This window comes from Humiphilus diazotrophicus (assembly GCF_059726315.1).
The window spans coordinates 607,702-630,056 of sequence record NZ_AP040870.1 but is presented as its reverse complement, the minus strand read 5'-3'; the positions used below and the strand labels follow the sequence as shown (position 1 = coordinate 630,056).

Below are 22,355 nucleotides of genomic sequence, written 5' to 3'. Positions count from 1 at the left end.
GAAACTCCGCGTGAGGATCTGCTGGGCTACAGGAGTTTCCAGAAGAGAGTTGCAAAAGTTGTGTTTCGCAGTTTAGGAAAGGGGTTGAAATGAGATTTCTCTCAATAATTCTGTCTGCTGCGTTATTCTCTTTGCCCTTGGGGGCTCAGGTTTCTTCTGGAATAGATGTTCTGGAGCAGCATCATTTTGCCGAACTCAAGCAGATGGTGGAACGGCACGGAGGTCATCTCAGACTCGGTTTGATGACAAATCATACGGGGCTCGATTTTCATCAGCGACGCACGGTAGACGTTCTCTATAAGGACGCACAGCAAGCGGTTCCAGGTCTGAAGTTGGTTACACTATTTAGCCCGGAGCATGGCCTCAATGGTGCGCTGGATACAGAGAACATCGGGAATAGCTCCGATTCTGCAACGGGATTACCGATTATCAGTCTCTATGGCTCTACCGATTCTGAACGCAGGCCGAGCAGCAAGAAGCTTGAAAGCGTTGATGCTGTTGCCATCGATCTTCAGGATGTGGGCGTTCGGTATTACACCTACGAAACAGTTGTTGGATATTTTGTGGAAGCCGCGGCGGCCAATCACAAAGAGTTATTGATTTTTGACCGTCCCAATCCCATTGCAGGACTGGCTGTTCAGGGGCCACTGACAACTGCAGGCAGGGAAAACTATATCAGCTATTACGCCGAACCGGTGCGTCATGGCATGACAATTGGAGAGTTAGCAAGTTTCATCAATGGCGAGAAACATCTAGGAGCACAGCTTACAGTCATAAAGATGGAGGGGTGGCGGCGATCGATGTGGTTCGATGAGACCGGGTTATTGTGGGTGAATCCCTCGCCTAACCTTCGGAGCCTGACTCAAGCAATTCTGTATCCTGGAACGGGTTTGCTGGAGGGTAGCAACGTCAGTGTTGGCCGCGGTACGGACACCCCCTTTGTCCGATTAGGTGCTCCCTGGATTCGTTCGACAGAGTTGGCCGCCTATTTGACGAATAGAAAAATTCCTGGAGTAAGCTTTATTCCCGTCTTCTTTACTCCAGGGGGAGATCCGCAGTATCCCCATTACGGCAAGAGATGCGAAGGTATTGAGATTGTAGTGAATGATCGTCATGTAATTGATGGCCCTGAGCTAGGGGTTGAAGTGGCCGTTGCACTTTGGAAGTTGTATCCAAATGATTTTCAGGTCGCCAAGGTGGACAAGCTGTTGCTCAATGAAAACGTGTTAAACCAGATCAAAGCATCAGCCGATCCCCGGATCATCATGACAGGATGGCAAAAGAGCCTTACCGAGTTTGCGAATCAGCGGACAAAGTATCTGCTCTATCAATAGGATTTTGAGCCAAGCTAAAAATTCGCTACGTCGATAGTTTTCAGTAGAGATGAAACCGGGAGCATTTCCCCCAGGATACGAAACCGCGTGTTCTGGGGTCCCGGCTTTCGCCGCAAGGTGAAAACACAGCGAACTCAGGTAGGGGCAGCAGATGCTTCTATATCGGTAACCGACCGATACCTGGGCATCTAGTTCGCTCTGGATGGTGCAATATTCGTATACGTTCGACAGATTCGAGCTTTCGGTAACCCTTCGTAAACCTTCAATTTCTTGCCTAGGCCAAATTGCATATCCTTTCGGCCTGTCAGTACTTCTCCATCTTTTCGTTCCGTTAACAAAAAAAATTGCGCGATCGGGAAGTTTCTCCGTCGAACAAGCAATACAAGACGGAGAGCATTCCTTGCTGTGGTGGCGTAGCGGTAAGCATCTAGAAAATTCGGTAGAGACCTATGATTCTGATGCCCGGCTTCTCGAGGGACTTAAGCATCGTGAGGAAAAGGCCTTTCTACACCTTTACGATCATCATGGGCGCTCGATTTATCGGTTCCTGGTGCACATGACAGGCTCGCTTACTTTAGCTGAGGAGCTTACCCAGGAGGTTTTTGTCGCAATTTTGGACTCGATATGTACTGGGGCAATCAGCCAATTCAATCCGGAGCGAGGCGCCCTTGAAGGATATCTTTTAGGGATTGCCCGGAATCTGGCGAGGCAGGAGAGACGTCGGACAAATCGCTTGCTCTCGCTTGAAAGCGTTTTGGAGACTCCGGAATGGAACTTGCTGTTTGATAACCTCTGCCGGGATCGTGCCTGGGATGTCCCGAAGCTCTTAGCCGTCCGTTCGGAAATGAAGGGCTTATATGAGGCAATCCTTGAATTGCCTGAGCACTATCGAGCTGTGATCGTCCTATGCAGTCTCCAGGAGCGCAGCTATCAGCAGGCGGCTCTCCTCCTGGGCTGTTCGGAAGGTACCGTTGCCTCGAGAATGAATCGCGCCAAGACATTACTGGTCACGAGGTTGCGCCAATCGGCTTCAGGCGCCGTAAATGCATCGGCGAGCTAGGCCAGAGAGGGGAGAGCTTTATGTCGAAACCAGGGATAGATCGGAGAACGAAAGAGCTAGCTGAGAACTCGCGTTTGGAAGATTTGTTAGGCCTTTTTAGAGAATTACCTTCACCAGATCCACCTCCGGAATTGAGGGATCGTCTCAACCGTTTGGGAAGAGAACGCTTAGGAAGTGATGATTCTCAGATTTTGGTTAATTCCAATCCCGGTCGACTGAATTGGTTTCGGGTGGCATTGGTAACGGCTGGTCTAGTCCTCATCGCTGCTGTTTCCATAGCTGTCTTCTGGCCTGAGAAGCAAGATCGTCGGCCTGTTGCGATTCAACCTGACATCCGTAGGCCTCAGGAGGTTTCTTCCGGCCAAGCTGTTATGACGCCAAGAGCAAAGAGGGCAAGAGTTCGGTTGCCCAAAGTTTCGACTGCCCCCCCGGGCAAATCTTCGGTTGGGGATTCACCAAGGCTGACGATTCATCTTCCCTATTCAAACAGTGCGGTAGAGACCGGAACAGCCACCACAATTCGTGTCGCTATGACTCAATCTGAATTGCTCTCATTAGGATTTCCTGTCAATGCAACCTTGCAGGACCATCGTGTAGTTGCCGAATTGATGCTGGGGGGAGATGGCCTGCCGAGAGCAATCAGTTTGCCTTTGCCACTTGAAGTAATCAAGGAGATGAAATGAAGAGAGTATTACCTCCAAAGTTAGTTTGTTGCATCGTTGCCCTGTTATCCGGTGCGATTGCCAATGGTCAGACTATGATGACGAACGTAGAAACCCATGTTGATTGTCCAGAAAATTCGTCTGATGCCAATCCTTGCCAAAGACCTCAAATAGCAATCGCTGCACAAACAATACCCTTATCCACTCACGCGCAAATAGGGGTGCTGACGACAAGTGCCGATTATGTCTTTTCACGCGACCAGGCAGACGTGATTAAGGGACAGCCGTATTCAGCTCAGGCTGTTACCGAGATTAAGCAAACGCTTGGCGACGGTTCGCATATTGTGCAGACAAATACTGCTACAGTGGCTAGAGATAGTGAGGGGCGGACCGTTAGAGTCCAGAAGTTAGGAGAGATAGGTCCATGGACTTCCTCATCTTCTCAGGGAAATCTTCCAACACTGACGACGATCTTCGATTCCGTTACAAAGACGCATATCGATTACAGCTCGGATTCCAAAACTGCTCATCAGCTGTCTATGCCGCCTTTGCCTCCGGCCCGCACTATTGGATCTGGGCGGGTAATGTCCGGAGTTGTAGCATCTGTAGCATCAGACGATGCTACTGCTCTTCCTGCGGAAGGTGTGTTTGTACAAAGTTTTAATTCTGCGGGTCCCGTAAACACTGGAGCAAACAGTAAGACGGAATCTCTTGGAGCCAAGACGGTTGAAGGGCTTTCTGTAACAGGGACGCGCACTACTGTTACGATTCCTGCAGGAAAGATAGGGAACGATAAAGATTTATCTATCGTCCACGAGACATGGTATTCACCAGACTTGAAACTCGTTGTCTTGAGTATTCAGGACGATCCGCGTTTCGGTCGCACGACTTATTCTTTAACGAATGTTCGGCGCGATGAGCCGGATGCGTCTATGTTTCAGATTCCATCGGGCTATAAGATCGAGAAGATGCCCATCCATATAACAACGGAATCCAGGTAGGAGATGGGCCTTTAGCTATAAAGGAAAGAGTATCTATACATTTAGTTTCCCTCTAGGATGTGGCCGTTGTGGTGCCGTCCCTTGCAGCGGACAGGGCAAAACCAGCGTAGGTGTATCCCGAACCACAACTCCCGACGCAGGTTTTCCTTCAAGAAAACCTGCACATCGCCGAATTTGGATAGGACATAGTAACGCTGGTTCCGCTCTAGATTATCCGATCTTTAGCGTGAGGCGTTGAGTGTAGCTTCGTTTCTTTCCAATGTGTCGTAGAGTGGTTGAGCCGGAATTACCACCGGCTCTTCTTCTACAACAGATATGGCCAGGATCCGGATTTTGTCGTTGGATGGAAGCGTAAGTGTAGTGGCATGAGATGGAATCTGTAGACCGTAGGCAAATAGATAACTATACTCATACGGTTCATTGAGTCCCTCGGGAGTGTGGTGATGCGAGGCATACCAGGCAAGATCAGCCCGCTTGATATAGCCTGGGCGCAGTCCTTCGTAGTCCTCTGGATAGCGCGGTGACCAATTGGGCGAACCACGGTCCTGCAAGTCCCAGGTGGCATGATTAGCGGATACAGCCCAGTTCTTGCGTAGCTTTACTTCCTGTGGTGTTGCACCTCCTGGTCTTCGGAGCATCGTTGTATCCGGCTCTGGTTTCCAAAGACGTGTATCCCACTGACCAATAAATCCTGCCCAATTCTGTACGGTTATTTCTACAGGCTTTTCTCCAACTTTGAATGTGGCCTTTTGATCTCCATCTGCTGAAGCACCAAGGATATAGATCTTATTGAAATTCCCAGGAGGAAGCTGGAGCGTTTGACCTTTGGCGATCAGGGCATTTGCTTTATTCGTTTCAGCAGTAGCTAATTGAAACTCGACGTCACCGAATGGTAGTCGAGAGGGAAGCATCTCTGCGGGCAGCGCATTGCCTTTTCCATCAAATCCGTTCTGGGCCTTTGTGTCGTCATTGCTTGCTGTAGCCACTTCATACTGTAATATCACAGGCTTTGATTGTGGATAGGTGACCTGCGTTGGCGGATGTCCTAATTTCAATGCAAAGGTACGCGGCTGATATGCGGCAAAGGATGTCTCCAATATTCCATTCGTTGCGTTAGCATCGTGGAGTGGCATCTCCTGAGCGTTTACTTCTCGAGCTTGGTTTATTGGTCCTGCAAACTTTATCTGTACATGCGGAGCTGGTTTGCCATCGAGTTCAACCATACGAAGAATGATTTCGTCGCTTGACTCTGCTTTCTTGAGTGCCAAGACGCGAATTCTTGGATTGTCTATTGTCACGAGCGAAAAGCCTCTGCCTAGAGGACCAGGATGTTTCGCTGTCTCGAAGGCTATCAAGGGAGTGCTCAAGCGATAGCCCTGCCAGTCCGTTTGATCTTGCCGCCAGTCTCTCGTGTGCCCGGTAAGTCCATAGAGAATCTCATGGTGACCCCAGTCCTGATTCATCTGGTCGGGGTAAGGGCGTCTTCTGAACTCGGGGAGATTGGGATCTGACGATTGCGGAGGTGGACCAGGAGTGCGCAGCAACGTTAACCGGATGGTATGGTCGTCACGTTTGTCGGAGCCATTCTTTACATCCGTCAAGATGGTAGCTCCGTAAGAGCCGCTCCCATCTGTCAGGTCGATCCAATGGTGGGATGCTACTTCGAACTGGCGGTCATATGCTGTGGGCCGTTCAATGGTTCCCACCTCCCAGTTGTACGTAGCTATTTTGTTGTTTGCAGAAAGAGGGAAGACCACCTTCAGGTTTCCTGAGAGTGTTTTCCAGTCGATGGAATCGGAGAATTCTATGCGGTTACCTGTGTCTCCTGTAGAGAGACGAACCGTTTGGACGAATTTAGATCCCTCTGCTTCTCTTGAAATCTCCAGGGCGATGCGTGCAGGGCCGTTTTCAATGATACGGATAGTTGCGGGACCATGCACATAGCTGCGAGGTTCGGCCTGCTCCTGATCGAAATCCATATTCCATGCTGGATATTCGCGAGGCGCATCATTGGAAATGGCTAGCTGTATTGAAGCAGCAAGTAAATCCTTTTGTAACTTCTTGTCGAAAATTTTGCTTACATCCCCAGTCGAGTTGATCTCGATCCGATAACGAGAATTCTCTAAAGACGATTTTGTAATCTTAAGATCGGAGCTTGATTGTGCTGTTTCTGCAGATAACACTTCGTAGACGGCATAACCTACGGAGGGTGCTTTGGCAAGAAATACTACCCTTCCGTTTTCGATCTGCGCAGGCATCTCCTTTCCTTCAGGGCCTATGACTCGAACGGCTTTTGGTGTTCCGCTGGGAAAGGTAACTGCAGCTTCGACGATATCCTCTCGTGGAATGTTCAAAGAGTTATAGACGATGATGGGAATCCCCTTCAGCTGAGTGTCCAGTGTAGCGGCAATGATTTGGGTTGCGCTGGTTAAAACCCCGGCAAACTGGTTGAGTGCAATGACATCGTCATTTTGTGCGAACTCGTAGGAGCGAGGTGTTGCTGTTCCTGCGCCTGTATCGTGGAATTGTCCTGCGAGCAGAAGCATCCATGCATCATTGAGCCGGGACTGAGGATAGGTTCGACCGCCGATCCATGCTGCAGCGACGGAAGCCTTCTCTGCGGCATCGGCCAGGATCTCATTCTTGCGATTCCACCGCTTGTGATAAGCCTGAGAGGTCAAGGATCCGGCTGAATGGTTGATGAGTTCCAGATCTCCTTTATAGCGTGGCATCTTGGAAGCCATGTCGGGCCGGATATCTAGAAACATTTGATCCGCGGTACTAGAGATAACGTGAAGAGGTCCATTTCCTATCTTGACTTGAGGTCCTGATTCCGTAGCTGTCGATGCCGCAGTCCTTTGTAGTCCTTCAGTACCATTGTTTGCAGGCGGAAGAGTAGCTTCTCCCTCTGTAACCATTGCTTCCAGAAGTTTTGCTGACTCTTCGTCAACGGCGCCGCCAATATCTCCGGTTCCTACGTAGTGATAGTCTGCATAAACGCCTGTAGCCTTACCATCGATGTTGATACGTTTTACCCAGTCTTGCTCTGGCATCCGAGATCGAGAGCCCTGTCCAGGTTGAGTGGTCGAGACTTGAGATTCAGGCAACGGAGTTTTGCTTAGGTCCGTACGAATTCGGCTTGTATAACTGCCGGGATTGAGTGCGGCAAGTACGGTCTCCCCATCCGGCCCTTCCCAAACCCCGACATTGAAGGGAATGCCTTCTGGTGTCTCTTCCGGCGAGCCTGGGCCTCCAACTTGGGGGGATGGCTGCCAGACTGAGTTAAGCTTCTGAGTTGAGAATCCCTTTACTCCGGCATGAGCGAGAAGTGTTGGTAGCGAAGCAGGGAAGCCAAAGCAATCAGGCAACATGTACTCGGCACTAGCTTTGCCAAAATCTTTCCTGAAGTAATTATTGCCGTATAGTACCTGACGAAGAATTGATTCTGCACTGGGAAGGTTTACGTCGCCTTCTTCAATTGAAGATCCCGCAGGATACCATTTGCCCTCAGCTACGTACTTCTTCATCTTCTCGTAGTCTTTCGGGTAGTACTCCTTCATGAGCCGATAGCGGTTTGCCCCTGTCCAATTGAAGACGTAATGCGGATACTTTTCAAAGTAATCGAAATTGACGCGCATTGTCTTCAGCAGATATTCACTGATGACTTGTTGGAAGTCCCATCTCCATTGCGTGTCGAGGTGTGCATAGGGAACTACGTAGAGTGTGGGTTGTTTGGTGATATCCGGTGCCTTCATGGTTTGTGCCGGGGCTGCCAGCACAACAACAGCCCCGGTTATCATGACAGACAGGCTCTTCGCAAAAGGTGGCATCGTAAATCTCCGCTATCCTTTGAATCAGAGTCGTCAAACTACGCTTGCAAACACCAATGCTGATAATTCTGCCGATCAGAATTGATAGCGCAAGCTGAATTGGAACTGACGGTCTGAGGCGTACGTCGTTCCCTTGTTGGTTACCTTTCCAAAGATATTGCTTGTTGGCGTGGTGTTTGGATTATCGAGATTTGGGTGATTGATAAAATTGAAAGCCTCTGCCTTGAAGTTGATCCGCTGGTTTTCTCCCGACGAGAGCGGAAATGACTTCTGCATCGCGATATTCCAGCTTTGCAGTCCCGGACCGTAAACCTGATTACGTGTTTCTCGGGGTGCGAAAGTTCCGGCTGTAGGACGAGCGAAGACCGTAGGATCAAACCAGTAGGCATTCTTCGTGTTGTTTGGAGAGCTCTGCTTATACATCTTTAGTGGAGCTGTAATTCTCCAAAGCTGATTTCCCGATCCTGGGCCGACGCCTGCGAAATCATCTCCCGTCGAAACTGAAAGAGGATATCCGCTTTGGAATTGTGATGTTCCGGACAATTGCCAATTCCCGAAAAAGTTTCTCGTAGCCCAATTCCCGCTATGATTGAAAGGAACGTCCCAGACATAATTGACTACGAGCATATGGCGAGTATCGAAGTCACTTGGCCCATAGAACTCTTTGGGATCGTAGTGGTTTGGGATATTAGTTCCGGGGTCGGAAGCCGTATCCATGCTTTTAGACCATGTATACGCAACTCCCATCATTAAGCCTCTACTAACTCTGCGTCGAAGGTTCGCCTGAAGAGCATGATACGCAGAGATTCCGGTGTCGGTTTGTTGCTGAATTACAGAGAAGCCTTTATAGGGGCGCAGTGCATCCGTGTTGATTCCGGTACTGGAAAGCGTTGAGCCGGGAAGTAATTGGTTGATATTTTCCAGATGCTGAAGGTGAAGTCCGCGTCTTCCGACGTAGCCAATTGTGAAGATTCCGAAATTCCCAACCTCCCGCTCTGTCGTGACTGTCCAGGACCATGCTTCTGGGGAGGGGAAGTGATAGGAATACGATGTCATGTTAATGGGATAGCTGTTCGTTCCCACACCTCCGGGATTGTCCACGCTCCCGTAACTCACTGTCCCTGAAGGTTGAAAGGGCGGATTGCCGCCAAGATGGACAGAGTCGCTGATTCCCAAACGTTCAAAATAGCGGCCCGCGCCAGCGCGGATAACGGTTCTGCCATTGATGGAATAGGCTATACCGATGCGAGGTTGTATGTTTGTCCAGACGGTAGGGTTATAGCCATTACTGTAACCACGGAAGAGGCTATTGTATTGGCCATTCAGAATACTTGCCGGGAGATGACCTTTCGCGGAGCTTGGGAATCCCTTTCCTGGAATCACAATCCCGTTGTACAGGTTTGGGCCAGAGACGAATCCTGTAACGGGGTTGACCGTTGGTGCCGTTGCCGGGTCGTATTCCTGTGGTGCGAAGACGGATTGATTTCCCCACTTTGCGTAATAGGGCAGCATCATGCTGTGCCGGATGCCATATTCGATTACCAGTTTCGGCGTTGCGCGCCATTGATCTTGAACAAAGTACTCATACATATTGCTTAGGAAAACAGTGTAGGAGCGCAAGCCGATCTCACCATAGGTATCGAATAGTCCCAATGCTGCGTTGGCAACAGCCGCATTGGTTGTTGGTCTCCGGCTACGCGAATCGGTAAAGGTGAAAAGTCCGTTTTGATTGTTGGTTGCACCTGGAGTCGTTGAGCTGACATTGATTTGGTCAAAGTCGTTCTGACTCTCCCGCTCAAAGAGAAAACCAAATTTAAAGGTATGCTTGCCGACAATCTTGGTCAGATTATCGGAGAAGTCCCACACGACACCGCCGGAATGGGAAGGATATGGTCCTCCGTCCAGAGTGTCGAAATTGGCAATCGTGATCGTAGGTATTTTGTTCGGGATTTCCTTGTCTCCTGCGGGGTAGAGATAAGGATAGTTGATGCCATATTTCGTTCTATCGTAGAGTCCGCTGGAGAGATCGTATCCAATTTTTACGTGATCTGCGCTTACGGAGGCAAAAGCTTCATTGACTGTTGTCGGATTAATGGTCCACGTATGGTGCAGGACAGCAACTTGATTCGGTCGGTCCCATTTCTGCGGGGTTCTGTTGAAGTTGCCGTAATGAGGAGAAAGACTGTTGTAATTGTAATTTAGTAAAGAAAAGCGTATCCGGTGGTTATCCTTAGGCAGGTAGTCGACAATAAGCGTGTCTTTGCGCTGATTTTCTGGGTAAATTGCAGCGTCCTGCCAATTGTAGCTCGGGTTTGTTGCGTTCGGTGTGGGATAAGCATTTAGCAGTCCAAGCCCGCTTGCGCTTCGGCTTCCCGGAGGAATGATATTCCCAGGATATGGCGTTTGTGTGGCCGGGTCGTAGATCTGGACCTGTTTTCCGTAGAAGATGTTGTTTGGGTTCAGCAGTTCGCTAAAGTCACCTTGCCTCATAAGTAGAGTGGGTACCTTGCGTGGAGCGACTGTATCCATGTGTCGATAGCGAATCCACTCTTCTCCCACAAGGAAGAAAAGTTTTCTTCGATCTTCGTTGAAGGCCAAGCCTGGGACATAAACCGGACCGTTTAGGTTATATCCAAATTGATTAAACCGGAAAGCTGGTGGGTGTCGGGCAATACTGGAATTGGTCGTAGATTTACGCTGCCAGGTATTGGCATTGAAGTAAGAATTGCGCAGGTATTCGAAAGCCGATCCATGAAATTGATTTGTGCCGCTCTTAGGTACGATTCGAAGCAATCCTCCCGAAGCACGGCCATACTCTGCTGGATAAGAGGCTGTGAGGACTTGCATTTCCGAGGTAGCATCTACGTCTGCAACGCCAACACTTGTTCCATTTCCTCGGCTGCGGACCATTGGAGCTCCATCCCACAGAATTCCGCTTTCTCTGTTGCTCGCTCCATTGATATACAGCCCGTTGTCCAATCCAAATCCAAATGCGGCGATAGAATTACTGCGCCGGACTCCAGGTTCAAGTTGAGCCAGGTACATTGGGTTACGACCATTTAGCTGTATGGCTTGGACCTGCTGTTGCGTGACCAACTGCCCGACTGCAGCGGTCTCTGTTTGGATTTGATTTGCATTTGCCGTGACATTGATGGTGGTTGCGGAACTTCCTACCTGCAAAACCGCATCCACCCGGAGGCCAATGCTGGGATCCAGGTGTGTATCGGATTGTACGAAGGTTTGGAATCCTTCTGATTCCACCCGTATTTTATAATTGCCTGGTGGCAGATTTGTAACTGTGTAATATCCTGATTCATTTGAAGTTACAGACCGTTCTGCTGCTGTTGCGTCGTTCCGGATTGTCACTTTGGCGTGAGGAATCACCGCGCCCGAAGTATCAGTAATATTTCCCGAGATAGCCGCATTGTCAGATTGTCCTTGCATTTGAGGAGCCAAAACAAAGGCTATTGCCGCAAGGATGAGTAGGGAGAGACGAAGCAAGGTCTTCCAATGTGTCAACACATGAGCCTCCTTTTACACAATGCTGTGACGGCGGTTGAACTGCGCAAGAGGAAATTAACGATGTTCTGGGAACGTTGATAATACTACTGAGCCCAGATCCGTAGCCCACGATGATGGAGCAAAGCCGCTATACGATTTGGGATCGTTCCCATAGACGCACAAACATTGCAGCATCCGATTAACCATTGTCAAGAGGTAATTGCCATTTTTCTATAAAAGTTTGATTTTCGAATATTTAAAGATCTATTCAGAAAAGTAACCTGGGGTTGGAGGGCCTTCATCTAGAGTTATTTCCCTGAGATCAGAGTTTCTGAATTGTGGAATGGATTCATTGCGAACAGGATCTGTTACAAGTTTATTGCTGTGCCAGATTTAGAAGATCTTCTGTATTCAGACGTTCCCGAATAAGCGGATGCTTATTGGCATGCTTGTCTAGGGAGCAGTATTTATCGCCTGAGCATAACCAGTCATCTCCAGATATCCGATTCCACGTATGGGAGACCCGTTGTATGTCCCCAGTGCTGTTATGGCGCCCTCCCAATAGCTTGGAACAGCCATGTTTCTGCTGGCCAACTCTTGCGAGGGCAGAGGCGTATCTATCTGAAGGTTGATGGCAGGATCGGTGAGTGAGATATGCCATGCGATCGGGTACTGTGAATGCGTGGTGGTACTTGTCCAGATTTTCCCTTGTGGTTCCATTTTGAATGCGTGAGCGTTCAAATATTTCGTTTTTCCTTGAGCGTCGATATAGGTTCCAGAAGAGAAAGGATCGACAGTGCCATCTTTCCGGCGCAGTCGATATAGCATGATCTCTGTATTGTTTTCGAGTTGTAGACTTATCCAATCCCACCCTGCCTGGTTCTCACTGAGTGGTTCACTAAAAAATTCGTGGTCCATCCAGGAAGAGCCTTCGACGATATAATCTCTCCCGTTCAACTGAAGTGCGCCATCGGTTCTCAACCTGGTATAGGAAATGTAGTGAGAAGCGTGGCCTGCTCCAGCGCTTTTTTGACTGACTCCATTTTCTCCATGAATCACTGCTGGCTTTTCTTCATTCAGCTCAAGATTGATTGTGAAATTGTTATCGATGGCAAAAATCTTCAGTTGCGATCCCTTCCAGTCAACCCGCCAGTTGCCATTCCAGATCTTTCCCTGTTGCTCGCTGACGCCTGCCAAACCGGGACCCGCACGGTTGATCCGCTCTGTGTAGTAGAACTTGCCTGAGTCAAGATCACTCAGAGCTAGGTGAGCAAGGTATAGATCCTGTACTGCCCATGTTGATCGGATGGTAGTACTTCTATCTAGAGCCTGCCGGAAGAAAGTTAACTCAAATCCGAATCGGTGTCCATCACTTGCCCTAAGATTGCCGGTGTAGTACCACCATTCAGTCGCATAATCTGGGTGATTGAAGTTATCGTGAGGAAACGCATAACGGTAGCCCGGCAGCGCCATCTTGTATTGGGCAAACAATGAAAGAGAACTTAACAATAGCAGAAATAGTGGCCAAATTCGTTTATTCTTCATGGACCACCTCGATTGGGTTAAGTCTCATTGCCAGTCGTGCCGGATAAACTCCCGCTAGTATGGTCGCCAGATAAACTCCACTCAATGTGCCGAGGAGCATTGTAACCGGCCAGTGGAATTGGATCGTCCATCCGAAAGATTGTTTGTTTATTACAAAGACCAGTAGCAATGACAAGGTGATGCCTAGCCCCACCCCTGCAATGTTTGCAAAAATGCCAAGCAGCCCGGCTTCGATCAATACAAGCTTACGGATCTGTCCGACTGTTGCGCCGAGAAAACGTAAAATTCCAAATTCACGGCGGCGATCAATAACGAGAGCGAGCAGTGATCCTGCTACGCCCATGACTGCAACCAGAATTGCAACGATCTCCAGGGCATAGGTGATGACGAAGGTACGATCGAAGATTCGTAACGCCTCTTCTCTGAGTGTCCTGTTGGAAAAGATAACTACATGTTGTCCAGGAATGATCCTCTGTATTGCTTTCTCTGCATCGTCGAGATTGATTCCCTGTTTTATGTATACGCCTATATTGGATGGAGCAATGTTTGAAAGATAGCGCGACAGTATGGAGCGATGGGCGATAATGTAACCTTTTTCGTTTGCATAGTCATAGTAGACATCGACGATATGAAAGCGCACGCGAGTGTCTCCTAGAGGTAGCTCGATATCGTCTCCTGCACGCAAATGATGCTTGTTCGCAAAAGGTTCGCTGATGATTACGTTGTTTCCCTGCCGGAGTTCACTATCGACTTCTGATGGTGACTTACCCGATAGGTAGTGAATCCTCGCGTTTTTATCGAGCACCGTACTGTCTATCGATCCGAGAGTTGCGGGGAGTCCTTGATAACTGATTTCATAACCGCGAAATTGATCTACTCCCGTGACGAGGGGCAATGCGGCGATCTTTTCTACCAATGTAGGGTCCATGGTGGGATGTCTGTCTGCTCCCGCGCTTCCAGCTGGTCTCAAGAAGAGATCTGCATTCAGTTGATCGTCAATCCATACCTGAACTGTCTGTCGAAAGCTTCCAACCATGATGCCAACAGAAGTGATCATGGCAATAGCTGTGGCCAGAGCTCCGACCAGTACGGCAGTTCGCCGAAGGGAGGAGGTGAGGCTTCGTGCCGCCAGCAAGACTTCTATCCCAAGCAGATGTCTAAAGATGCCATTTGATAAGGTGCTTATGGCTGAGACGAGCGCAGGAATAGCAAAGTTTGTAGCGGCAATAAAGAGGAGCGCTGCAAGATAGCCCGCGATTGGCTTGTCTCCTATCGGGGGCGCGAAGGATGCTGTTCCGCCAGCAAGTGCAAATGCCAAGGCGAACCACAGATCTCTTGTTTTGCGCGTGTTCGCGAGGTGTTCACGACTGCCTCGGGCCATTGCTTCTGTGGGCGAAATATGCGACGCTTCATGCGCTGGAGCTGCTGCCGATACCAGTGAGACTAAAATTCCTACGAATAATCCTAAGAGCACGGTGCTGGTTGAAAGCGCGATTGGTGCAGGCTGGCTTGTGACATAAAGGGATTCGACGGTTGCCGCAACGGGCTTAACAGCCCCGATTGCGAGTAGTCTTCCTAATAGCACTCCGGCTATTCCGCCGAGGAGCCCGAAACAGGCAGCTTCCATAAGGACGAATGCCAGCACTAGCGACTGGCTGGCCCCTAGGGCTCGGACAATGCCAATCTCTGGTCTCCTCCTCACCACGGAGACGGAAATCGTGTTGTAGATAAGAAAGGCTCCAACGACCAAAGCAATATAACTGAGGATGCGCAGATTCCAGCGGAAGGCGGCTAGCATCCGCCGGTTTTCATTGGTTTGGGCCCCTGTGCTTTGAAGATCGACGCCAGCTGGCAATGCTGCCTTTAACCTCTGCTCCCATGTTTCCAAGGGAGCAGACTTAGGAAGCTTTATAAAAATTCGATCGACGCGATCCCCTCGTGCGAGTTCATGTTGTGCCGTGGCGATATCCATAACGATCAGGTCCCCATGGCTTTGATTGTTATCGAATGTTCCTAGAACTGGAAAGGTGTGTGCAACATCGTTGAGTTGAAGGCGGATGTTTGTACCTGCCTTGGCTGCTAAATGGCTTGAGATCCAAACTCCATCTTCTCTCAATCGCTTGAGATCGAAGTTCTCTGGCAGCGCTATTTTCGTGGGATGATCGTTGAGAAGATCGAGACCTATAAGCGGAACTGTTTCCCCTGAATCTGCCAATACTGCATAATCCTCAATTCGTGGAAGCGAAACTAGATTGTAGGGAAGTGTCGCCAATACTCCGGCAACATTATCAGGGACGCCTCCTGCTCCTGTTACTTGTAAATCGTAATCTCCCGTTAATGATGTAATAGACGACTGGAAGGAACCTGTTGCCGCATTTCCTGCAAGCTCGATGGCCAGTACAACAGATACACCGAGAGTTACGGATAGCAAAAGAAGTGCGGTACGCAACGGCTCACGATAAAGAGGACGGAGTATGAGCAAATGAAAGAGACGCAGCTTCGACATCTCAGTTCCGCCCGTACTCGTCAATTTGTCCGTCACGCATCTTGATCACGCTATCAGCAAAGTTGCAGGATTCCCCGCTATGGGTTGCCATCAAAATGGTTGTCTGATGATCGTCCGCAATTTGGCGCAAGAGTTGAAGAATAATATTGCCGGTAGTCGTATCCAGATTCCCGGTTGGCTCATCTGCTAGTAGTAATGGAGGGTCGTGTACGAGGGCTCGAGCGATAGCAACACGTTGCATCTGACCACCTGAGAGCTGGTGAGCCTGACGCTGAGCCAATTCTGCGAGTTCTACCTTCTCGAGTTTTTCCATGGCTCTGCGTCTGGTGTTCGATTCTCCGGCAAGCAAGAGTGGCAGTTCCACGTTTTCAAGAACTGTTAAGGTGTTCAGGAGTTGGAAAGACTGAAAGATGAAACCAACTTTTTCTCTTCTCACTCGTGTGAGACCATTATCGTCCAAAGCACTGGTTTCGACCCCATCCAGCCATACATGCCCTGATGAAGGGAAATCCATGGCTCCAGCCAAATTTAACAGCGTCGATTTGCCGCAACCACTACGGCCTACGAGGGCGAGAAATTCTCCAGACTTCAGATCGAGAGAAACACCCCGGAGTGCGTGGACTGTCTCTCCATCAGCTATGTAGTTTCGTGTCACATGGTCGAGTTGTAGGACGGTTTTGCTGGCTGTTTCTGCTGCCGCAATTCGTGGTGATTCTTTCTCTGGTCCAGTCGAGGGCATGGTCAATATGAAAGAGCGTTCCTTTGCTTGGATGGTGTAGTTGGGCAAGAAGGAGCAAGTTTCTCTTTCGCAAGAAGATACACCTAGAGTGGGAGATGTGTCCTGGGCGAGCTAAAAGAAGAATTTCGAGGCAAATTGAATCAGCCTGGGACTTGTGCCGGCGGCCGTACTCGTGACCACTCCGAAGTTGGCGTTATTGACGGTGCAGCAAGTAGTGTTTGGAGGGGCGAATTGTGTCCTGTTCATCAAATTGAAGAGCTCGACACGGAATTCCAATCCTGCACGGTCCTGATGGCCCAAGAAGAGCTTCTTGAAGATGGCGAAATCGAAGTTGCTGATTCCGTCTGCGCGAAGACTGGAATCAACGCGAGGTTCGTTGCCGAAAGTAAAATCTGCTGGAGCTGAAAAACACCCTGTATTGAACCAATGACTGATCCGGTTCCGGCTGTTTCCCGGAGATGATTTCCGGCATTGTGGATCCACATTCGGACGGGATCCGGCGCCGAAGAGTGTCACATCATTGGTCTGCCCATTGCTAATCACGAGAGGAAATCCTCGCTGGAATGTGGAGACGCCGTCAATGCCCCAACCGCCTATAGCCTTATTCCAGCCGGTTCCGATATTAGAGAGGTATCTCCGGCCTTGCCCAAAGGGAAGGTCCAATGCATAACTAATGACCAAACGTTGAGGTGCATCCTGCGATGATAGAGAACGCTCTGCACGCAGATTATTGTTGTCCTGGATTGCTCCTACATGAGTCTCTAGCCATGAGGTGAGAGTATCGGTGTTGCTTATCAATTTGGAGTTGGTATAGGCAAGCAAAATCGAGCCAGCCCCCGCGAAGCGTTTTTGCATCGTGATTTGCAGTGAATGATAGATGCTGTCGAAAGATCCCTGTCCTGCAAGCTCAACACTGTTGTATTGAGGGTATGGACGTAAAAGCTGCCCGGCGGTGGTAGTAGTGGCTGCCAGTGCCAGGGCTTGCCCATTAACAAAGAAGGGATTTGGGACAGAGCGCAATAGTTCTACAGCAGATCGGCCGCCAGAGCTGTATTGTTGAGCAGCTTGTGAGAGTAAAGTTCCAGAGATTTGATTGACTTGTTGAGAATACTGGTCCAGATGCGTTCCTCTGGAACCGATGTAGGCTGCAGCTATCGAAATGCCTGCCGGTAACTGTTGTTCAAGACTGAGGCTCCATTGCTGAACATAGCCGTCGCGATGCCGACTCCGGTTTACCTCTGTGATTGACTGTACCACTTGAGTGAGAAAGCGTTGTGTTCCTTCTGTTCCAAGATTTCTACCTGGAGGAGGCGAGATACCATTCGGAAAGGGCAAGGAGATGGAATTGTAAGGGTGAACTCCATCGATGGTTCCCGTGTATGTCGTACTCGCTGCGTTCACCATGTCGTTGATGGGATTTAGAGAGAAGGCCACGTAATTCGGTATCCAAAAAATTCCATAGCCAGTGCGCAAGATCGTATTGGACGTAAGGCTGTAGGCTAGACCGAATCTGGGGGCAAAATGATCCTTATCCAGGGGAAGATTATTCCTGTCCTCGGCGGAGACGAGAAAGACATCTCCTCGAATGGCGGGCGATCCCGCCGGTAGATACCGGTTGAGGTAGCTTTCCGCCCGGGAGTCGAAATAGGACAGCCGGTTAAAGCGCTCCGACCAGGGGCCTTGTAGCTCGTAGCGAAGCCCGAGATTGAGAGCAAGCTTGTTCGTGGCGTGCCATGTGTCATTGAAATAGAGAGCCCGATAAACCTGTTTCCCCGCGGTGAGTGCAGGCACGACAGCCTGAGCGGAAAAGTGATTCTCGACGTTGCTGAAATTGTCTGCGTAGCCTAATAAAAAATCCGCAAATCCAGAACCGGTAAAACAGGGCTTACTCACCCGGCAGAAGTCGAAAGCTCCGCTGGCTACGTTTGTTTGCGCAAAGTTGTCGTAACTTATTTCAAGCTGCACCCCAAAACGATAAAGATGGTGGCCTCGTACCAGAGTCACGCGTGGAGAAAGATTGTATTGTGTGTCCCGATCTTGAATGTAACTCTGGCCCTGCGTGCACATGATGCTGTCGGCAAAATTTGCAACGCAAGGTGTCGGTGGGGTCCTCATTGCTGCTGGGATAGCTGTGTTATAGCTCATAGGCCATCCTATGGATGCGAGATTGAAACCAGTGTTCCTTGGCGTGCGTCCATACTTGAAGTAGCTGACGCTTGCATTGAAATCGAAAATCGTTAGGGGACTAAGGCTGTAGTTGTAACCGATTGCCAAAGCATTTGTTCTGTAGTTTTCCCAGCAGCGATCTTCACATAATCCGTTTCCAAGAGGATCAACCGGCAGATCTAGAACGGTCCAATAGGTAGTTCGAACGAAGAGCTTCTGTCTGGCCGTGAGATCCTGGTCGAATCTCATAACCACCTGATTCTGGTTTCCTCCTGTTCGCGCTACCGTGTTGAAGTTATTGATAGTGCCTGAAGGGGTAAGCGTGCCTTCGGAATTTGCTCTGGGCCAAAGATAGAGCAAAGCTTTCGATGTGGAATTAATTCTATTCGGAGGGATGATATTTCCACTGAATGGAATGGGTTGTGCTTTGCTCGATGGGCAGGCACCCTGAGCATTTAGTTCTTTAGCGGCACAGGGATCCATGATTGGAATCCCTAGAGCTGAGAAATCTCCTCGCCTCTCTGCCTCTGTTGGCACTGTAGCGGTGAAGGGTTGACCAGTGCGCAGACGAAAACCTTCCCAACTGGCAAACCAGAAGGTGCGATTATCGTGGCAGCAATGTAAAAGGGATAATGGTCCACCAGCTTCGGCTCCGAACTGATTCTGAATCCATGGGGGACGTGGTTTGCCAGCAGCATTTAAGAAGTAATCGTTTGCGTTGAAAATGCGGTTACGGAGATAGTCGTAGAGTTGCCCGTGCAGGAATTGGGTTCCGCCTCTTGTACTGAGATTGGTTACCCCTCCGGCAAAACGTCCCCATTCAGCAGGTAAGTTGCTCGTCTGGACCTTGAATTCTTGGATGGAGTCCTGTGTCGGGACCAGGATTGGAAGGTTGATATAACTGATGTTGAGAGGCTGTCCGTCTAGGTACTCAATGCTCTGATTTCCAAATGTACCACTCACCTGGTAATTAGCCCAACCAAAAGGGTTGACACCCACGGGCGTGCCCGTAGAGCTTCCTTGGGGAATGACAGAGGGCGAAAGGCCAATCAGATTAAAGACATTGCGTCCGTTGAGAGGAAGCTCATTAGCCTTCCGGTGTTCGATTACTGTTCCAACACTGGAAGATTCCGCATCAAGAGGGGAACGTCCTTCGACCGTGACACTCTCAGAAGAAGAGCCAAGCACCATTTCGAAATTGACTTCTAGCACATCCTGTATATGAAGGATTACACCTGATTCGATGACGGCTTTGAACCCTAGCTTTTCAACTTCAATTCGATATCTGCCCGGTGGCAGGTCGGACACGTAATAGGTACCTGCTTCATTCGTGATACCGGTGTAGTGAATGCCTGTGCCTGTATTAATAACTTTGATCGTGGCCCCAATAATAACGTTTCTATCTGGGTCAGTAATTCTTCCGGTCAGGGATGCTGTAGGGGACTGACCTTGAGCCAGACAGGGGAGCAGCCATAGAAGTAGAAGAGCTTGAAGGAATCTATACATGGGGCGTACTGAGGTTGCTGGTATTCCCGGAGTACCGTTGGTCCACGGTACTCTGAGGGCAAATAACTTCGTTTATGGATGCATCTCTGCTGCTCGTATTAGCATCGACGCATGGTCTCCAGGGCGACACATACCTTTCTTTGTTTGACCAGCACAGATATATACGAACAGACAGATAAATGTGTACCAATATTTTTCATAATTTTTCTTACTGGTTCGTCATGTAATTTGGACTGGAAAATCGTGCATTCAATAGCGTATATTTCGCCTGTTTATGTGATGGCCAAGAGCTGTAGCACACTTGGAGAGCCTTCCACCTCTTTGTCGCGACATTCCCCTCGGGGGCTCGGAGAAACCAAGGACCAAGAATGCAGAGCGCACTTCAAAAAAACTTCGATGTTACTCCAGAAGCTATTGAGGACTCGCGCCTAAGCGATGAAGAGCTCATGGCATGCTTGCAGGATAATGATTTTAAAGCGTTGGAAATGCTGTTCAATCGGTATTCCCGGCTGGTCTTCAGCATCGCTCTTCGGATTCTGCATGATGCGGGAGAGGCTGAGGATGTTGTTCAGGAAGCTTTCCTCTATATCTATCAGAAAGCGATGCTCTTTGAATCTTCAAAGGGAAGCGCTAAAGTATGGATCGTTCAGATTGCATACAGTCGTGCTCGAGATAGAAAGGCACATTTGTCTCGCCGTGGTTTTTATATGCGTACGGATATTGAATCCCTCGGACTCGACGATACTTTGGCGGGACATGCGGATCTGGAACGAGATATTCGGATGAGGCTTGATTTTTCTCGTCTGCAGGGGGCATTTAAGGATCTCAGCCAGATTCAGCGAGACACGCTTAAGCTCTTCTATTTTGAGGGATTGGGGCTAAGAGAGATTAGCGAAAAGCTGCATGAGCCTCTCAGCAATGTGCGCCACCACTTCTACCGAGGCCTCGAACGGCTGCGTAAAAGCTCCGTGATCGAGCGGCTGCGGAGAAATCAGCATGTATAAAACAGAGAGAGAAGACGATCACGAGAAATACAAAGAGCTCTGTGCTCTGGCCCAGACAGATTTGCTGGGGCCAAGCGAGCAGCTCGAATTGGAAAGTCATTTGCGGATCTGCGATTCCTGCCGTGAGATTTATGAAGAGTACTCGCTTATTAGCAAAGACGGAATGGCTTTCTTAGCTACAACGGAGGTTCCTTCGGATGCGGGTATTCCCTGGGATGATCAGCGGGTTCGGTGGAGAGTCTTCGATGCTATTCGAGGAAGTGACCCGGATAAGGTTCTGACCTTCACCCCGAAATCATCCGCCTCGACGCGAAGGTTATTCCCTCAATTGTTTTCCGGCTTTGGATTGAAAACAGCATTTGCTGCTTGTCTTATGGCGGCTGCGCTCACAGGTGCCTATTATGGGGGCCAACAACGAGCGATCGAACGGCAGCCGAAGGTTTTACCGGCAAGTACTTCCACTTCACTGATCAACGAGCATCAGACGTCACCGCCGTCTGGTATTTCGAGTGAATTATTTGCTGCGCAAAATACCAGGATTTCCGAGCTTGAGGCTCGAATTACGGAGCGCGAGAAAGAAATAGCTCGACTTCGTCTGGTTTCTACTTCCGGAGAGCAGCATGCTACTCAGATAGCTGATGCATACAGTCAAAAGAACGCGGAACTTCAGCAACTCATTATGGAGCGGGACAGAATGGCTGTGCAGCTCAAGGAATCTCAGACTACATACCAAAATTTACAGGCTCAGTTTATTAAGCTACGCTCGGATCACGACCAAGCCCTCTTTCGCACGGCTTCGCTGGAATCCAGAGTTGAAGAGCTGGTCTCCACCACGAGGGAACAGGATCGGAAACTTAAAGATGATGCTCAATACCTGACGTCAGATCGCGATATTCGAGAGCTCATGGGAGCACGCAAGCTTTATATTGCCGATGTCTTTGATGTGGATAGTGGCAGCCGTCCTCGCAAGCCCTTCGGTAGAGTCTTCTATACCCAGAACAAGTCATTGATCTTTTATGCCTTTGATCTCGACCGTCAGCCGGGAGTCAAGAACGCGAGTACCTTCCAGGTATGGGGACAGCGGGACTCCGAATCTAGGGCGGAAGCTCATCCGATGAACCTCGGTATCTTATATATGGATAGCGAGATGAATCGGCGATGGGTGCTTCGCTATGACGATCCGAAGCAGTTAGCAGAAATTGACGCTGTTTTTGTCACCGTAGAACCTCGCGGAGGTAGCCAAAAGCCAACCGGAAAACCTTTCTTGTATGCTCTGCTTCGGAAGGAAGCTAATCATCCCTAGTTGGAAGTCCAGCTAATACTGCAGTTGTAGATAATAGAAAAAGAAGAGAACATGGCCGTAAGGTATGTCCTCTTCTGCTGTTACCCTGTCTAATCTGGGTGCTCTACATACGATTGTGATTGTTACTTTCCTCTTTCTTACTAAATATCTTCTATCTTTCTGGTACAAATTCCTTCACCTCCACGTAATTGTGAATGA

12 protein-coding genes are annotated in these 22,355 nt (G+C 49.4%); 6 read left to right on the top strand and 6 right to left on the bottom strand.

Going from position 1 to position 22,355, the window contains the following annotated elements; all coding sequences use genetic code 11:
- Positions 1-89 precede the first annotated feature (89 nt).
- From AC6I7T_RS04280 to AC6I7T_RS04265, 4 genes are all read left to right on the top strand, one after another.
- Positions 90-1,334 (top strand): exo-beta-N-acetylmuramidase NamZ family protein, encoded by a 1,245-nt coding sequence (locus AC6I7T_RS04280; protein WP_497792072.1) that lies wholly within the window; start codon positions 90-92, stop codon positions 1,332-1,334.
- 400 nt (positions 1,335-1,734) lie between these two features.
- Positions 1,735-2,394 (top strand): RNA polymerase sigma factor, encoded by a 660-nt coding sequence (locus AC6I7T_RS04275; protein ID WP_497792071.1) that lies wholly within the window; start codon positions 1,735-1,737, stop codon positions 2,392-2,394.
- A gap of 20 nt (positions 2,395-2,414) precedes the next feature.
- Positions 2,415-3,077: a hypothetical protein gene (locus AC6I7T_RS04270; RefSeq protein ID WP_497792070.1), complete on the top strand. Its 663-nt coding sequence runs from the start codon at positions 2,415-2,417 to the stop codon at positions 3,075-3,077.
- Entirely contained in the window at positions 3,074-4,057 is a 984-nt protein-coding gene (locus AC6I7T_RS04265; protein ID WP_497792069.1) for a hypothetical protein, read from the top strand. The genes AC6I7T_RS04270 and AC6I7T_RS04265 overlap by 4 nt, the downstream gene beginning before the upstream one ends.
- Before the next feature lie 221 nt (positions 4,058-4,278).
- On the opposite strand, the gene AC6I7T_RS04260 is transcribed toward AC6I7T_RS04265, so the two are convergent.
- The 6 genes from AC6I7T_RS04260 to AC6I7T_RS04235 all read right to left on the bottom strand — a co-directional run bounded on the left by AC6I7T_RS04260 (position 4,279) and on the right by AC6I7T_RS04235 (position 19,850).
- Positions 4,279-7,887, bottom strand: a complete 3,609-nt coding sequence (locus tag AC6I7T_RS04260; protein WP_497792068.1) for an alpha-mannosidase — start codon at positions 7,885-7,887, stop codon at positions 4,279-4,281.
- 75 nt (positions 7,888-7,962) lie between these two features.
- The gene (locus AC6I7T_RS04255) at positions 7,963-11,409 is read right to left on the bottom strand and encodes a carboxypeptidase-like regulatory domain-containing protein (protein ID WP_497792067.1); all 3,447 of its coding nucleotides are present in this window, start codon (positions 11,407-11,409) and stop codon (positions 7,963-7,965) included.
- Between the two features lie 432 nt (positions 11,410-11,841).
- The gene (locus tag AC6I7T_RS04250; RefSeq protein WP_497792066.1) at positions 11,842-12,933 is read right to left on the bottom strand and encodes a lipocalin-like domain-containing protein; all 1,092 of its coding nucleotides are present in this window, start codon (positions 12,931-12,933) and stop codon (positions 11,842-11,844) included.
- Positions 12,923-15,439 carry an ABC transporter permease gene (locus AC6I7T_RS04245; protein ID WP_497792065.1) on the bottom strand — a complete coding sequence of 839 codons (2,517 nt, stop codon included), beginning with the start codon at positions 15,437-15,439 and terminating at the stop codon, positions 12,923-12,925. The genes AC6I7T_RS04250 and AC6I7T_RS04245 overlap by 11 nt, the downstream gene beginning before the upstream one ends.
- 1 nt (position 15,440) lies before the next feature.
- Complete coding sequence (locus AC6I7T_RS04240) at positions 15,441-16,178, bottom strand: ABC transporter ATP-binding protein (RefSeq protein WP_497794555.1); 738 nt, start codon at positions 16,176-16,178, stop codon at positions 15,441-15,443.
- A gap of 111 nt (positions 16,179-16,289) precedes the next feature.
- Positions 16,290-19,850: a carboxypeptidase-like regulatory domain-containing protein gene (locus AC6I7T_RS04235; protein WP_497792064.1), complete on the bottom strand. Its 3,561-nt coding sequence runs from the start codon at positions 19,848-19,850 to the stop codon at positions 16,290-16,292.
- A 368-nt stretch (positions 19,851-20,218) separates the two neighbouring features.
- Here AC6I7T_RS04235 and AC6I7T_RS04230 point away from each other — a divergent pair, with 368 nt between their 5' ends.
- Together AC6I7T_RS04230 and AC6I7T_RS04225 are read left to right on the top strand one after the other, a co-directional pair.
- Positions 20,219-20,854 carry an RNA polymerase sigma factor gene (locus AC6I7T_RS04230; RefSeq protein WP_497792063.1) on the top strand — a complete coding sequence of 212 codons (636 nt, stop codon included), beginning with the start codon at positions 20,219-20,221 and terminating at the stop codon, positions 20,852-20,854.
- A complete protein-coding gene (locus AC6I7T_RS04225) occupies positions 20,847-22,157 on the top strand; it encodes an anti-sigma factor (RefSeq protein ID WP_497792062.1) in 1,311 nt (436 codons plus the stop codon). Before AC6I7T_RS04230 ends, AC6I7T_RS04225 begins: the two co-directional genes overlap by 8 nt.
- The last annotated feature ends 198 nt before the right edge of the window (positions 22,158-22,355 follow it).